Origin of the sequence: Pseudomonas sp. zjy_15, assembly GCF_043101865.1 — a bacterium.
GTDB lineage: Bacteria > Pseudomonadota > Gammaproteobacteria > Pseudomonadales > Pseudomonadaceae > Aquipseudomonas > Aquipseudomonas putida_Y.
Genome location: NZ_JBICII010000064.1, coordinates 51,422 through 66,413, shown reverse-complemented (window position 1 = coordinate 66,413; position 14,992 = coordinate 51,422). Strand labels below are relative to the sequence as shown.

The following is a 14,992-nucleotide window of genomic DNA, read 5'->3' as shown; positions in this document are numbered from 1 at the left end:
CGCCCGCGCACAGCCCTTTGCGCCAGGTTCATCGGCCTTGGTACAGGCCAAGCGCAGTGAGTTCACGCGCGGTTTCGATGATGCACTGGCGCAGGGTCTCGACGATCTCGTCCACCTGTGCATGGGTGATGATCAACGGAGGCGACATCACGTTCAGGTGCATGATCGGACGCACCAGCAAGCCTTTTCCCTGCGCCTTGCTGTGGATGCGTTCGCCGATGTTCACCTCATCGACGAACAGTGCCTTGCTGGCCTTGTTGGCGACGAACTCGACACAGGCCATCAGCTTCATGCAGCGCACATCACCCACCAGCGGCAGCTCGCGCAGGCTCTGCAAACGTTGCTCAAGGTACCCCCCCACGTCCTTGACATGATCGAGCAGTTGCTCGCGCTCGATGATCTCGATGTTCTTAAGCGCCGCCGTGCAACACACCGGGTGGCCGCTGTAGGTGAAACCGTGGGTGAAGCAACGGCCCTTGCCCGGCTCGGCAATCACTTGCCAGATGCGCTCGGAAAAAATACACGCACCCAGCGGCAGGTACGCCGAGGTCAGGCCTTTGGCGGTGGTGATGATGTCAGGGACGACGCCAAACAGTTCCTCACTGGCGAAGAAGGTGCCCAGGCGCCCGAACGAGGTCACCACTTCGTCGGCGACGAACAGGATGTCGTAGGTCTGGCACAGCTGCCACATGCGCTGGAAGTACCCCTCGGGCGGAATGATCACCCCGCCCGAGCCCATGATCGGCTCGGCGAAGAATGCCGCCACGTTGTCGGCACCCAGCGAGAGGATCTTGTCCTCGAACTCCGCTACCAGAAAGTCGAGGAACTCCGCCTCGTCCATGTCGTCTGGCGCGCGGTACGGGTTGGGGTTGGAGACGTGGTGGATCAGGTCGTGGTGGTAATCGAACTCCGCCACCCGGTCGGCGGCCTTGTTGCCAATCGACATGGTCAGGGTGGTGGAGCCGTGGTAGGCGTTGTCGCGGGCGATGATGTGCTTCTTGTGCGGTTTGCCTCGGCAGTTCTGGTAGTACTGGATCAGCCGGTAAGCCGTATCGACTGCGGTGGAGCCGCCCGTGGTGAGGAACACATGGTTCAAGTCACCCGGCGCCAGCTGCGCGAGCTTCTGGCACAGTTCGATGGCGACGTCGTTGGCCATGTCGGAGAACGGGTTGGAATAGGCCAGCTGGCGCACCTGGTCAGCGATGGCCACGGCCATTTCCTCACGGCCCAGGCCAATGTTGGTGCACCACATGCCGCCGACGGCATCGAGGAAACGGTTGCCATGGGTGTCGCGAATGTAGGCGCCTTCACCGGCGACGATGTTCAACGCACCTTGTTCGCGGTGCTCGTCGAACACATGGTAGCCGTGCATGTAGTGGGCCTTGTCGGCGTCCACCAGCGGGTCGTGGGCAATGGCGAATGCTTTGCTTGGGGTGGCCATGGGCAGCTCCTTGGCGGGAATCGTTGGGCGGTGTTCAGAAACCGGTCTTGACCGTGCTCCAGACCCGGGTGATGGCGCGCATGTCCTTCGGGCTCTGGGTTTTCTGCGCGAACAGGCGTTCGCGGGTGGGTGCGTCGGGGTAGATGGCCGGGTCCTGGCGAATGTCATCACGCACCAGCGCGGTAGCGGCAGCGTTGCTGTTGGCGTAGTGGATGTAGTCGGTGACCTTGGCCATGGTCTGCGGCTGCAGCAAAAACTCGATGAAGCGGTGGGCGTTGGCCGCGTGCGGCGCATCCTTGGGGATGTACAGGTTGTCGAACCAGATCAGCGAGCCTTCCTTGGGAATGAAGAACGACAGCTTGATGTCCTTCTTCGCTTCCACTGCGCGGGCCTGGGCGGTGGCATAGTCACCGGACCAGGTCAGCGCCAGGCAGACATCACCATTGGGCAGGCTGGTGAGGTAATTCACCGAATCGAACTTGCGAATGTAAGGGCGGATGCCGAGCAACAGTTGTTCGGCCGCTTTGAGGTCGGCCGGCGACGCGCTGCGTGGGTCCTTGCCCAGGTACTGCAGGGCCAGTGGGATGACCTCGGTGGGCGCGTCCATCAGGGTGACGCCGCAGTCGGCGAAGCGCGAGACGATCCTGGGGTCGAACAGCATGGCCAGCGAACCGATCGGCGCGTCGGGCATGCGTGCGGTGATCTTGTCGACGTTGTAGGTGACCCCCGAGCTGCCCCAGGTGTAGGGCGCAGAATACTTCAGGTCAGGGTCGTAGCCCTGCAGGTCGTTCACCACCTGCTGGTCGAGGTTGTGCCAACTGGGCAGTTGCTGCTTGTCCAGTGCCTGGAACACGCCGGCGCTGATCAGCGGGGGGACCAGCGAGGCGTTGAGCATGACCAGGTCGTAGCCGGAACGGCCGGTGAGCAGTTTGGTCTGCACGGTTTCGTAGCCATCGAAGGTGTCGTAGATGACCTTGATGCCGGTGGCCTTCTCGAAGTCGGCCAGGGTGGTTTCACCGATGTAGTCGGTCCAGTTGTACAACCGTAACGTGTTACCGCTGTCCACCTCTGCCGCCTGGGCCAGGCTGGCGCCAGACGCCAGCAGCAGACCGCCAATCACCTTCAGTACCTTGCGCATGGCAACTCCATCGTGTGAGTGCTCCGGATCGAGCCGATGGGTTCACTATCGGTGGATTTGCCCAGGGGTGACATACCCCGAATGTGTGGGTGGTCGCTTTTTGGCAGGTGGCGCTGGAAGGTTTGCAGAACATCGTATGCCGACAAAATGTTGGGGCTGCTTTGCAGCCCTTTCGCGACACAAGGGCGCTCCCACAAGGACGGCGCAGCCTTCGAAGCTGGCGGTAATCCTGTGGGAGGAAGGCGCAGCCTTCGAAGCTGGTGGTAATCCTGTGGGAGGACGGTGCAGCCTTCGAAGCTGGCGGTAATCCTGTGGGAGCGGCCTTGTGTCGCGAAAGGGCCGCAACGCGGCCCCAGTGTTCAGTACAGGAGAAAGGTCACGTCAGCGGGTACAACGCTTCATCGAACTGCGCCAGGCGCGGGAACACCAGTGGCTGGTCGTCCGAAAGCTGCTCCAGACGCTGCCGGTATTGCTGCAGAAAGTCCTGCCGTGCATCAGCACTGATGTAAGGCACATGCCACGCCACGAACGGCGGCAACACCTCGAACCCGACATAGGCCAGCGTGCCCCGCAGGATCGGCCGCAGCATGTCTTCCAGCGGCCCGTGAATCGCGCCGTCGCCAAACATGTGCTCGCGCCCGCCCAGGGTCACGGTCACCAGCGCCCTCTTGCCGGCCAACCCGCCCTGGTCGTAGAAGCGCTTGCCGCCATAGCACACCCCCGACACCAGCACCCGGTCGATCCAGCCCTTGAGCATGGCCGGTGCCGAGAACCAGAAGATCGGGAAATTCAGCACCAGCAAGTCGGCCCACAACAACTTGTCCAGCTCCTGCTGGATGTCCGCGGCAATGGCGCCACGCTTGACCCCCTGGCGCTGCTCCAGGGCATACACCAGGTACTCGGGGTTCTCGCGCTGGGTAAAGTCATCGGCACTGGCCACCGGGTTCCAGCCCATGCCGTACAAGTCGCTGACCTGCACCTGATGGCCTTGGGCACGGAAGGTTTCCACCGCCTGGTCACGCAGGGCAGCCGTGAACGATTGCGGCTCGGGGTGAGCGTGGACGATCAGTACATTCACAAGCATTCTCCTCACACAAAACAGGTTATCTTGCCGCAGTGGCTCAGCACTGCACCGCCTTGACCTCGACGAACTCCGCCAGGCCCTCTTCGCCCCACTCGCGGCCGTTTCCCGACTGCTTGTAGCCCCCGAACGGCGCCTGGTAGTTGAACGCGGCACCGTTGATGTAGCACTGCCCGGCACGTATCTGCCGCGCCAGCGCCAGGCCCTGCTCGCGGCCGCCGGCCCACACTGCACTGGACAAGCCGAATGGCGAGTCATTGGCCAGGGCCACTGCCTGGGCTTCATCGGCATAAGGTATCAGGCACAGCACCGGGCCAAAGATTTCCTCCTGGGCGATGCGCATGCGGTTGTCGACGTCGGCGAACAACGTCGGCGCCACGTAGAACCCGCGCTCGAAGCCGCCGTGATCACCGCCGCACAACAAGCGCGCACCTTCTTCCTGGCCCAGGCGGATATAGTCGAGCACCGTGCGCCGCTGGCCTGCGGAACACATTGGCCCGAGGAAGCTGGTCGGGTCACGCGGGTCGCCCATGACCAGTGCACGGGTTTCGGCCTCGGCAATGTCCAGCGCCTCGGCATAGCGGCTGGTCGGCAGCAGCATGCGGGTCAGTGCCGTGCAGGTCTGCCCCGAGTTGATCATCACATCCTGCACGCCATGGCGCACCGCAGCGTGCAGGTCAGCGTCGGCGGTAATCAGCAGCGGCGACTTGCCGCCCAGTTCCAGGCATACCCGCTTTACCGTCGGTGCTGCTGCCTGCGACACCCTGACCCCGGCGCCGGTGGAGCCGGTAAACGACACCATGTCCACCTGCGGGTGCCGGGCCAGCGCTTCGCCGACCTTGGCCCCCGGGCCGCTGACCAGGTTGAACACCCCCGCCGGCAGGCCAATGGCCTCGATCATATCGGCCAGCAGGAACGCGTGCAGCGGTGTTTCCTGGCTGGGCTTGACCACCACCGTACAACCCGCGGCCAGGGCTGGCGCCAGCTTGCCGATCATCTGGTGCAGCGGGTAGTTCCACGGGTTGATGAATGCGCACACGCCAACGGCTTCGCGGTACACCAGCGAATTGCCGACGTCGCGCACCTCGTCCATCAGCCTGGCCAGTTCGGCGTATTGCTCCAACCCGGCAATCGGGCCTTCGACCTGCACCGCCTGGCACCACTGCACCGGCATGCCCAGCTCATCGGTGATGACCGCTGCCATTTCCGCTGCACGGTTTTTCAGCTGTGCGACCAATGCCCGGATGTACCCGGCGCGCACGCTGGACGGCGTGCGCGACCAGCCATCGAAGGCCCGCCGCGCCGCCATCACCGCCCGCTCGACATCGGCCTCGGTGCCCAAGGGTACCCGGCCAATGGCCTGTTCGGTGGCCGGGTCGATCACCTCAGCCATGCCCTGCCCGCTCGGCACCTGCCAGGCGCCATCGATGTACAGCCGCGCATACTCATGCATGGCCGTACTCCCGTTTCAGTTCGTCGGCACAGCGGGCAATGCGCTGGCAGGCATCGGCCAGCGCCTCATTGCCCAGCACCAGGCCCAGGCGGATATGCCCGGCAGCGCTAGGGCCGAATGCCTCGCCGGCGAGCACCGACACGCCCTGGCTGTCCAACAGGTAGTCGGCGAAGGCCTGGGCGCTGACGCCGGTTTCACGGATGTCGACCATCACGAACATGCCACCATCTGGCTTCAACGCCTTCAGGCCCGGGCAGCCGGCCAGTTGCTCGCACACCAGATCGCGCCGCTGGCGGTAGGCTTCGCGCATGGCGTCCAGTTCGGGCAACGGGTGCTCCAGCGCCACCACGGCGGCATCCTGGACGAAGTCCGGCAAGCCGTAGAGCATGCACAGGGCGAGGTTTTCCAGATGCGTGGCCAGTGCTGTCGAGCCGACCACCCACCCCATGCGCCAGCCGGTCATGGCATGCGATTTCGACAGGCTGTTCAGCGTTGCGGTGCGCTCGGCCATCCCCGGCAGGCTGCCGGGGCTGACATGCTCGCCTTCATACAGCAGCTCGCTGTAGACCTCGTCAGAGATCAGCCACAGGTTGTGGGCAACGCACAGTTCGGCCAGCGCTTCCCAGGTCGCGCGCGGCAGGCTCGCCCCTGAAGGGTTGTGCGGGCTGTTCAGGGCCAGCGCGCGGGTGCGCGGGGTAATGCGCTCGGCGACGTCACGCGGGCACACGCGAAAGCCATTCTCAGGCTTGACCGGTACCGGCACCACCTTGGCGCCGCAGGCACCGAACACGGCCTCGTAGGTGACATACATCGGTTCGGCAACGATCACCTCATCGCCTGGGTCGAGTATGCACTGGGCCACGCAGAACAACGCGCACTGAGCCCCCGCCAGCACTGTCACCTGGTCGGCGCTCACCGTCTGGCCGCTGCGTTGCCGGTGACGGTTGGCGATGGCCTGGCGCAGCGCCAGCTTGCCGCGTACATCGGCGTAATGGGTATGGCCAGCGCGCAGGCTGTCGATGGCCGCCTCGACGATAGGCGCGGGGGTGTCGAAGTCCGGGTCACCCACCGACAGCAACAGAATGTCCTTGCCCTCGGCCTGCAGCGCCAGGGCGCGGTAATGGATGTCCCAGGCCGCGGCCCCGTCGCCGGCGATGCGTTGGGTAAGCTTGGCGTAGCGCATGGCAATCTCCTTTCAATGGCAATTTCAGTCGACGAGCATCTTCGGGTTGGAACTGCCCCATACGGTGTACAAATCGGCGAGCAACGCGCCGTTGATTTCTTCCATCTCGGCCTGGGTGATTTCGCCCCCGGCCTGCTTGCCGAACAGCACCACTTCGTTACCCCCCTTCACATCAGGGAAGTCGGTGACATCGACCATCAGCGTGTTCATCGACACCTTTCCCACGACGGGCACGCGGTGGCCATTGATCAGCACATGGCCCTTGTTGGTGAATACCCGGCGGTAGCCGTCGGAGTACCCGACCGTAATGTTGGCCAGGCGCGAATCACGGGCCAGGGTGAAGGTGCGGTCATAGCCCACGGTGTTGCCGGCCGGGTAGCTGTGCACCGCCGCCACGCGCGATTTGAACTGCATTGCACGTTTGTACTCGGTGCGCCCCGGCACGGTATCGCCGAACAGCGCGCCCCCCGTTCGTACCATGTCCAGGCGCGCTTCCGGCACTTCCAGCGTAGCGAACGAGTTGGCGGCGTGCAGGGTGAGCTTGCTGCGGTCTAGCCTGGCGTGCTTGATCAACCAGTCGGTCTGCTCGTTGAATGCCGCCAGGCCCTTGCGTACATCGTCCTTGTCTTCCACGGCGAAGTGGGTCATCAGCGCAACCAGTTCAAGGTGCTTCTGGTCGGTAATCTGCAGCGCTTCACCGCGGCCGGACCAGGTGGCCATCTCCACCCCGTTACGGCTCATGCCGCTGGAGTTGAACGCCAGATGGATGCGCAGGGTCTTGCCATGGCGCGCGGCGATGGCATCGGCCTGGCGGGCGAACTCAGCGCTGCCCACCAGCTCTTCCATGTCGTACTGCAAGGCATCTTCCAGCTCGCTCAGGCTGGCCGCACGGACCCGCACCAGTTGCCCGGTAAAACCGCTGGCGCGGACCACCCGGGCCTCCTCGTTGTTGGCCACCGCCACGCAGGGCACGCCCTGGGCGATGATCGACGGCATCACCAGACCGATACCATGGCCATAAGCATCGGCCTTGAGCACGGCGCACAGCCGGGACTTGCCGGCCAGCTCAGCCTGCAGGGTGCGGATATTGTGTTGCAGGGCACTGGCACTGACTTCGACCCAGGCGTTGCTGTTTTGCACGGTCAAGGCGTTGGTGCCGTTGTCCATCGACAACGGGGGGGCCGCATACAGGGGGGCCTGGCCGGTGATCAGTAGTGCCAGGGATGCAGCCAGAAGCGTACGGCGAAAGGGCATGATGGTTACTCGTGTTCTTATCGTTGTGCGCGCCTTAACAGACGCAGGTGTGTTTGAGTTCGATGAACGTCACGCCGGGGGTGGCGAAGCCACTGGCCAGGTCGGCCTGCAGCGCGTCCAGGTCACGTGGCTGGTGCACGGTGCAACCGAAGGCGCGGGCCAGGCCGATGAAATCCGGGTTGCGCGGCAGCACGCCGACCGGCTCGATATCCAGGCCGAGCATATCGTCGCGGATCTGGCCGAGGGCGTCATTGTTCCAAAGCAACACCACCAGCGGCCGGTGCAGCTCCTCGACAGCAGTGGCCAGCTCCTGGGCGGTGTACAGGAAGCCGCCATCACCCACCAGTACCAGGCCGGGGCGGTGGTCGCTGGCGAACATGCCACCAATGCCGGCCGGCAGGCCGTAGCCGAGGGTGCCGTAACCGGTGGGGTGCAGCCAGCTACGTGGCGCTCGGCTGGCGAAGGCGTAGTTGCCGGTATAGGCCAGCTGGGTCATGTCGCTGCTGATGAAGGCATCGTCAGGCAGTACGGCGGCGATACGGTCCAGAATGGCCTGGTGCGTGGCCTGCAACGGGGCATGCCCATTGCGGATGGCCTGGCGCAGGGCGGCCACCGCCGCGCTGGCCTGGGCCGGGTCACGCTCAAGGGCAGGCAGGTGTTCGAGCAAACCGTCCAAGGTTTGCCGGGCATCGCCCTGCAGGGCAATGGCACAGGGGTAGAAATCGTTGAACTTGCGCGGGTCGATGTCGACGCGCAGCAGCTCGCCGCGGATCGGCAGGCGCTCACGCCAGAAGTCGGTGTCGGCCATTTCGGTGCCTACGGCAAGCACCACATCAGCCTGGCTGATCAACTGCCAGCCGGGTTCTACGCACAGGCTGGCGCCTGCATTGAGTGGCGCATCTGGCGACAACAAGCCCTTGCCGGCCACGCTGGTGAACAGAGGCGCCGCCAGCCGCGTACTGAGTTGCTGCAACTGTTCAGCCGCGTGCAACGCGCCCCCACCGGCGATGATCATCGGCCGCTTGGCGGCGGCAAGCTTCAGGGCAGCCTGCTCAAGGGTTTCGCGGCACGGCTGGCCACGCCCCGGCCGGCGTACCACCTCATCGCTCCAGTCCCGGCTGACCGATGCCGCCAGCACGTCCAGGGGCACCGAAATATGCACCGGGCGCGGTCGTTCGCTGTCGAACACTGCCCAGGCGCGCGCGATCAGCTCGGGCAAGTCGTCGCCCTGCAGGGCCACCGCAGAAAACGCGGTAATGGGCGCAGTCATGGCGCGCTGGTCCTGGGTTTCGTGCAGGCAGCCCCAGCCCTTGCCCAGGCTGGCGGTGTGGTTGACGCTGGAAATCACCAGCATCGGCACCGAGTCGGCATAGGCTTGGCCGATGGGGGTGGCGACGTTGGTCACGCCCGGGCCGGTAATGACGAAGCACACCCCCGGCTTGCCACTGACTCGCGCATAGCCGTCGGCCATGAAGCCGGCGCCCTGCTCATGGCGGGTCAGTACATGGCGAATGCCACTGCCCGGCAGGCCGCGGTAGAGCTCCAGGGTGTGCACGCCGGGAATGCCGAACACGGTCTCCACGCCGTAGTTGGCCAACAACCGCACCAGCGCCTGGCCGGCAGTCAGGGTAAGGTCATTCATGTCGTTCTCCTTGCGCCTGGCCGAGGCGGATCAGCGCGTCGACCGCGGTGGTGCCATTGGCACCGACCATCAATGGGTTCACATCCAGCTCCAGCAACTGCCCGGCGTTTTCGCAGGCGTAATCGGCCACCGCGCGGATGGCCGAGACCAAGGCATCGAGGTTGGCGGCCGGACGGCCACGGAAGCCTTGCAGCAGGCTGGCACTACGCAGGCTCAGCAGCGCCGCCCGGATGGCGCTGTCGGTGGTGGGTAGCAACAGGCTGACACTGTCCTTGAGCAGTTCGACCAGCACGCCGCCGGTACCGATCACCAGGGCCAGGGCAAAGTCGTGTTCACGCTTGATGCCCACTATGAGCTCGGCCAAGGGCGGCTCGGCCATGGGTTCGAGCAGCACCTGATCAAACGCAACCTGCGGGGCGTAGTCAGCGATGCACTGGCGCATCTGCACCAGTGCAGCTTCCAGGGCGCGGGCATCACGCAGGTTCAACGCCACGGCGCCAGCTTCGGTCTTGTGCGGCAACTGTGCGCTGACCGCCTTCAGTACCAGCGGGTAACCCACGCGGGCAGCGTCTGCCACAGCGCGCTCGGGCGTACTCAGCACACCTGCCGGCACCGGCAGACCGAAGGCGCGCAGGGCCTGCTTGGATTGCCATTCGTCCAACAGTCGGCTTTCGCCCGTGAGGGCCTGCGGGCACAGCGGTACCCGCGCAGCCTCGCCCTGGTCCAGCAACCGCTGGCGGGTCCTTTGGTAAGCGACGATGCGCCCCCAGGCCGCCAGGCCGTCTTCCACGCCCTGCAGGGCTGCGATGCCCCGCGCATGCAGGCGCTCACGCGCACTGGCAGGCAACAGTTCCGGGAAAGCCGAGGTGACGAAGCCGATCTTGCCGTGGCGTTCAACGGCATCGCAGTACAGCCCCAACAGCAGGTCGCACTCCTTGCGCTCGCCGGTGAACGCCGCCGGGTAGTCCAGCACCAGCATCGCCGCGCCCGCGGCGCCGCTCAGGGTACTGTCGAGCATACGTTGCAGGGCGGCTGCATCGCCCCAGATGGCCGTAGTGAAGTCCAGTGGGTTGACCAGGTTGGCATAGCGCGGCAACACCTCCGCCAGTGCCGCCACCTGCCCTTGCTCGAGCTTCGGCAGTTGCAGATGGTTGCGTTCGGCATAGTCGGCAATCAGCCCGGCATCGCCGCCTGAACAGGCCAGCGCAATCAGCTCGCCATCTGCCGGCAAGCGTCCGCAGGCTGCGGCCTTGAGCGTTTCGACAAAGCTCACCGGGCCGCTGACGCGGATCACGCCCAGGCGCTGGAACAGGCTGTCGTACAACGCATCGGAGCCGGACAACGAGCTGGTGTGGCTGAGCGCCAGTTCAGCGCCGATCTGCGAAACGCCGGTCTTCAATGCAATGATCGGCGTGCCCTGCTGCAGTGCCTTGCACGCGGCGCGGGCGAAGCCCGGCACGTTCTTCAGGCCTTCCAGGTGCAGGCCAATGGCGGTTACCCGTGGGTCGTCGAGCAGTACATCCATCAGCTCGGCCACACCCAGTTGCGCCTGGTTGCCGACCGAGGCCATGTAGGCAACCGGCAGGGAACGGTCGCTCATGGACAGGTTGTAGGCGAAGTTGCCACTTTGCGTGAGGATCGCCACCCCCTTCTCCACCTGCTGGCCACCATGCGCCACCGGCCACAGGGCGGCACCGTGCAGGTAGTCGAGCAAGCCATAGCAGTTGGGGCCGAGCAAGGCCATGTTGCCGGCGACGTCGAGCAGGCGTTGCTGCAACTGACAGCCCTCCTCGCCGCTTTCGGCAAAGCCCGAGGCGTAGCAGATGGCGCCACCGGCCCCGCGTGCAGCCAGCTCGGCAACGCACTGCAGGGTCAGCTCACGGTTGGTGGCGATGAACACCGCGTCCGGGGCGTAGGGCAAGTCGGCCACCCGTGCCACGCAAGGGATGCCTTCCAGGCTTTCATGCTGCGGGTTGACCAGCCACAGTTCACCGGCAAAGCCACCTTCGGCGCATCGCTTGAGCGCCCGCGCCATGCTGCGCCCGCCGACGAAGGCCAGGTGTCGGGGCGCCAGCAGGCGCTTTAGGTTGTCACGAATCGATTGCGACATGGGTGTTCTCCTGGCGCTCAGCGCAGCAGCGGGCGCAGCAGTTCGCGGGCGATGATATGCCGCTGGATTTCCGAGGTGCCCTCCCAGATGCGCTCGATACGCGCGTTGCGCCAGATGCGCTCAACCGGCCCTTCATCCATCAGGCCCATGCCGCCGAAGATCTGCACCGCTTCGTCGGCGACCTTGCCCAGCACTTCGCTGGCAAACAGCTTGGCCATGCCGGCCTCACCGTCGGTCATGCTGCCCTGGTCCATCTTCCAGGCGGTGTGCAGGGTGAGCATCTCGGCCGCGCGGATCTGTGTGGCCATGTCGGCCAGCTTGAACGACACCCCTTGGTAGCTGCCGATGGCCTGGCCGAACTGTTTGCGGTCGGCGGCCCATTGCAGCGACAGGTCAAGGGCGCGCTGGGCCTGGCCCACGCAGTTGGCGGCGACCATCACCCGCCCAGCGGTAAGCCAGGCGTTGGCCACTTCCCAGCCCTTGCCGACTTCGCCCAGCACCTTGCTGGCCGGCACCCGGCAGTCGTCGAAGAACAGCTCGTAGGTGTGATAACCACGGTTGCTCACGCACTTGGGACCACGGCGGATGGTCATGCCCGGCGTACCCCGGTCGACCAGCAAGGCGGTGACCGCATTGCGCTTGCGCCCGTTGTGCTCGTAGGTGTCGGTGACAGCGAAGACAATGGCGAAATCGGCGTGGCCCGCGTGGCTGATGAAGTGCTTGCTACCGTTGATGACAAAGTCATCGCCCTGACGCACGGCGCGGGTCTTGATGGCGTTGGCATCAGAGCCAGCGCCCGGTTCGGTGAGGGCGAAGCAGTCGATCTTCTCGCCCTGCACGCACGGCAGCAGGTAGTCGTTGATCTGCTCGTCCTTGCAGGCCATGAGGATTTTTGACGGCCGCGCAACGAAGACATGCAGCGCCCAGGACACCTTGGACAGCTCACGTTCGATCAGCGCCTGGGACAGGTAGTCCAGGCCGCCTCCTCCCACTTCCTCGGGCATGTTGAAGGCATAGAACCCGGCAGCGATGGCCTTGCCACGGATCTGCGCAGCCAGCTCGGGTGACACGGCGTCGGCGCGGTCCACCGCTTCCTCATGGGGCAGCAGTTCTTTGGCAACAAAGCTGCGTACCGCTTCCACCAACATTTCTTGTTCTTGGGTCAGTTGGAAATTCATCTGCGAAGGTCCTGATGAGGGTCGGGTATCGGATTACTGGCCGGTAAAACGGGGAGCGCGACGTTCCACCGAGGCTTGCAGGGCCTCGGCACCATCCTGGCTGCGGCCGCACAACAGGCCGGCGTGGCGCTCGGCTTCCAGCTGTTCAGCCAGCGTGCGCCGGGCACCGTCGCGCATCAGCCGCTTGGTCTGCGAATAGGCGAAGGTCGGGCCGTTGGCCAGGCGCCCGGCCAGCTCGGCGACGACGGCAGGCAACTGCTCGTCGGCACAGACTTCGCTGACCAAACCGGCGGCCAGGGCGCGATCGGCGCCCCACAACTCGTCGAGGAACAGCAGGCGCTTGGCCTGCTCGCTACCGATCAGCCGTGGCAGGTGCCAGCTGGCGCCGGCATCGGGGCTGTAGCCCATGCTGGTGTAGCCGGCCTTGAAGCGCGCAGAGGCAGCGGCGATGCGCAGGTCACAGCACAGGCTAAGGTCCATGCCTCCGCCCACGGCGGTGCCGTTGATGGCGGCGATGGTGGGTTTGTCGAAGCTGTGCAGGCGCAACATCAGGGCATGGGCAGTTTCGGTCCAGCCGTAGCTTTCCAGGGTGCCCGCCGCTTCCGCGGCTGCCCATTCGGCCAGGTCGGCGCCAGCGCAGAAGCTGCGGCCGCTGCCGGTCAGCACCACCACGCGAACGGTTGGGTCGCTGGCATGGCTGTCGAGCAAGGCGTGCAGTTGCTTGAGGGTGGGAATGTCCAGCGCGTTGCGCTGCTCGGGGCGGTTGAGGGTGATCCAGGCAACGCCGGCTTCGACCTTGCTCAACAGTGACGACGACGGGGTGGTCATGGGGGGCCTCGGTGTTGTTGTGATGGTTTTGGAGGGCTTGACGAGAAAGATACTAAACGAGTGTTCAACAAGGCGGGATGGGCTGTTACAACTTCGCACAACTCGGTATTTGGCGTTACACAAGGGCGTTCGTCGTGACGGCTTTATGGCCTGTGAGATCGCGCCCCGCACGGGCGGCGCTTGACCTCACAGGTACTGAAAATGCAGCGACCAACACCTGCCGCCGACGAACTACGGCATCAAACCCTTGGTGCGCTGGGCTCGAAGGCCCCCTGCCGGCGGCGGTTGACGAAGAAGTACGCCGCATAGCACAGGGCAATGAAGCCAAAGCCCCAGTACAGTGACGGCCGCTGGGTTTCGTCCAGCGCCAGGAACACGAACAGCGAACTGCACAGGGTGATGCACAGCAGCGGCACCAGTGGGTACAGCGGCGCCTTGTACTTCAGGTCCTGCAGTTGCCCGCCGTCGCGCAGCCAGGCCTTGCGGAAGCGGTACTGCGCCAAAGCGATGACGATCCAGGTCACGGTGCCGGACATACCGCTCACCGCCATCAGCACCATGAACAGCGTGTCAGCCGCAACGAAGCTGGTCATCAGCGAAATCAGCGCAAAGCACAGTGTGATGCTCAGCGCCCGCAGCGGCACGCCACGCTTGCTCAGCGGCGACAGGCTTTTGGGTGCCATGCCAGTCTTGGACATGGCCCAGAGGATGCGCGTGGAGGCATACAACCCGGAGTTACCTACCGAGAGGATGGCCGTGAGGATGACGAAGTTCATCAAGTCGGCGGCGTAAGGGATTCCGACCATGTCGAACACCTGCACGAACGGGCTTTCCATCAGCCCGGCCTGCTCGTGCGGCACAATGGCCGACAGCACGGCAATGGCCAGCACATAGAAAATCAGCACGCGGAACACCACATTGCGCACCGCCCGCGGGATGCTCTTTTCCGGGTGCTCGGTCTCACCGGCAGCCACCCCCATGATTTCACAGCCCTGGAAGGCGTAGACCACGGTCATCATCACCGCGAACACTGCCGACAGGCCATGGGGGAACAGCGACTCGCCCACCAGGTTGTTCAGCATCGGTGCGGGTGCCCCGCTGCTCAGGGGGATGGCACCGAAAATCACCAGCAGGCCAATGACGATGAAGCCAAGGATGGTTGCCACCTTGATGCCCGAGAACCAGTACTCGGCCTCGCCAAAGGCACGCGTGGCCAGGGCGTTGAGGCCGAACAGCACCACCACGAACAGTGCCGACCAGTACCAGATCGGCACCTCCGGGAACCAGCGGGTCATCAACATGCCGGCAGCGGTGAACTCCAGGCCTACGGTGGTGGCCCAGCTCATCCAGTACACCCAGCCGATCATGAACCCGGTGGCCGGGCCAATGTATTTGGTGGCGTGGGCCTGGAACGAACCGGACACTGGCATCTGCACCGACAGCTCGCCCAGGCAGACCATCACCAGGTACATCAGCAAGCCCGCGACCAAATAAGCCAGGATCGCGCCCACCGGCCCGCCCTGATTGATGGTTACGCCCGAGCCCATGAACAGGCCGGTTCCAATAACCCCACCCAGCGACAGCATGAAGATGTGCCGGCTTTTCAGGGCGCGGGTGAGCTGGATCTTCTCAACGTTGTCAGTCATGGCACACCTCGCCTTTGCGGCCGGTGCGTGGGAGGGTT

11 protein-coding genes are annotated in these 14,992 nt (G+C 64.7%); all 11 read right to left on the bottom strand.

Going from position 1 to position 14,992, the window contains the following annotated elements; translation table 11 throughout:
- Positions 1-28: 28 nt before the first annotated feature.
- The 11 genes from ACF8EF_RS12355 to ACF8EF_RS12305 all read right to left on the bottom strand — a co-directional run bounded on the left by ACF8EF_RS12355 (position 29) and on the right by ACF8EF_RS12305 (position 14,954).
- Positions 29-1,441 carry an aminotransferase gene (locus tag ACF8EF_RS12355; RefSeq protein ID WP_392461203.1) on the bottom strand — a complete coding sequence of 471 codons (1,413 nt, stop codon included), beginning with the start codon at positions 1,439-1,441 and terminating at the stop codon, positions 29-31.
- A gap of 34 nt (positions 1,442-1,475) precedes the next feature.
- Positions 1,476-2,579, bottom strand: a complete 1,104-nt coding sequence (locus tag ACF8EF_RS12350; protein ID WP_392461202.1) for a polyamine ABC transporter substrate-binding protein — start codon at positions 2,577-2,579, stop codon at positions 1,476-1,478.
- A 376-nt stretch (positions 2,580-2,955) separates the two neighbouring features.
- A complete protein-coding gene (locus tag ACF8EF_RS12345) occupies positions 2,956-3,657 on the bottom strand; it encodes an NAD(P)H-dependent oxidoreductase (protein ID WP_176682450.1) in 702 nt (233 codons plus the stop codon).
- A gap of 43 nt (positions 3,658-3,700) precedes the next feature.
- Entirely contained in the window at positions 3,701-5,113 is a 1,413-nt protein-coding gene (locus ACF8EF_RS12340) for an aldehyde dehydrogenase family protein (RefSeq protein WP_392461201.1), read from the bottom strand.
- Entirely contained in the window at positions 5,106-6,296 is a 1,191-nt protein-coding gene (locus ACF8EF_RS12335) for a pyridoxal phosphate-dependent aminotransferase (RefSeq protein WP_392461200.1), read from the bottom strand. Before ACF8EF_RS12335 ends, ACF8EF_RS12340 begins: the two co-directional genes overlap by 8 nt.
- A gap of 24 nt (positions 6,297-6,320) precedes the next feature.
- Positions 6,321-7,550: an alanine racemase gene (gene alr, locus ACF8EF_RS12330; RefSeq protein ID WP_392461199.1), complete on the bottom strand. Its 1,230-nt coding sequence runs from the start codon at positions 7,548-7,550 to the stop codon at positions 6,321-6,323.
- A 34-nt stretch (positions 7,551-7,584) separates the two neighbouring features.
- Positions 7,585-9,192 (bottom strand): 5-guanidino-2-oxopentanoate decarboxylase, encoded by a 1,608-nt coding sequence (locus ACF8EF_RS12325; protein WP_392461198.1) that lies wholly within the window; start codon positions 9,190-9,192, stop codon positions 7,585-7,587.
- The gene (locus ACF8EF_RS12320) at positions 9,185-11,302 is read right to left on the bottom strand and encodes an acetate--CoA ligase family protein (RefSeq protein ID WP_392461197.1); all 2,118 of its coding nucleotides are present in this window, start codon (positions 11,300-11,302) and stop codon (positions 9,185-9,187) included. The genes ACF8EF_RS12325 and ACF8EF_RS12320 overlap by 8 nt, the downstream gene beginning before the upstream one ends.
- 17 nt (positions 11,303-11,319) lie before the next feature.
- Complete coding sequence (locus tag ACF8EF_RS12315) at positions 11,320-12,480, bottom strand: acyl-CoA dehydrogenase family protein (RefSeq protein ID WP_039613897.1); 1,161 nt, start codon at positions 12,478-12,480, stop codon at positions 11,320-11,322.
- Between the two features lie 33 nt (positions 12,481-12,513).
- On the bottom strand, positions 12,514-13,308 hold the full coding sequence (locus ACF8EF_RS12310) for an enoyl-CoA hydratase/isomerase family protein (RefSeq protein ID WP_252459787.1): 795 nt from the start codon (positions 13,306-13,308) through the stop codon (positions 12,514-12,516).
- A gap of 239 nt (positions 13,309-13,547) precedes the next feature.
- Positions 13,548-14,954, bottom strand: coding sequence for an amino acid permease (locus tag ACF8EF_RS12305; RefSeq protein WP_176682443.1), 1,407 nt, complete (start codon positions 14,952-14,954; stop codon positions 13,548-13,550).
- Positions 14,955-14,992: the final 38 nt, after the last annotated feature.

Coding starts and splice junctions, on each gene's coding strand:
- ACF8EF_RS12340 (WP_392461201.1), bottom strand. CDS start 5,113: ATGCATGAGTATGCGCGGCTGTACATCGATGGCGCCTGGCAGGTGCCG.
- ACF8EF_RS12320 (WP_392461197.1), bottom strand. CDS start 11,302: ATGTCGCAATCGATTCGTGACAACCTAAAGCGCCTGCTGGCGCCCCGA.
- ACF8EF_RS12350 (WP_392461202.1), bottom strand. CDS start 2,579: ATGCGCAAGGTACTGAAGGTGATTGGCGGTCTGCTGCTGGCGTCTGGC.
- alr (WP_392461199.1), bottom strand. CDS start 7,550: ATGCCCTTTCGCCGTACGCTTCTGGCTGCATCCCTGGCACTACTGATC.
- ACF8EF_RS12310 (WP_252459787.1), bottom strand. CDS start 13,308: ATGACCACCCCGTCGTCGTCACTGTTGAGCAAGGTCGAAGCCGGCGTT.
- ACF8EF_RS12315 (WP_039613897.1), bottom strand. CDS start 12,480: ATGAATTTCCAACTGACCCAAGAACAAGAAATGTTGGTGGAAGCGGTA.
- ACF8EF_RS12325 (WP_392461198.1), bottom strand. CDS start 9,192: ATGAATGACCTTACCCTGACTGCCGGCCAGGCGCTGGTGCGGTTGTTG.
- ACF8EF_RS12335 (WP_392461200.1), bottom strand. CDS start 6,296: ATGCGCTACGCCAAGCTTACCCAACGCATCGCCGGCGACGGGGCCGCG.
- ACF8EF_RS12355 (WP_392461203.1), bottom strand. CDS start 1,441: ATGGCCACCCCAAGCAAAGCATTCGCCATTGCCCACGACCCGCTGGTG.
- ACF8EF_RS12305 (WP_176682443.1), bottom strand. CDS start 14,954: ATGACTGACAACGTTGAGAAGATCCAGCTCACCCGCGCCCTGAAAAGC.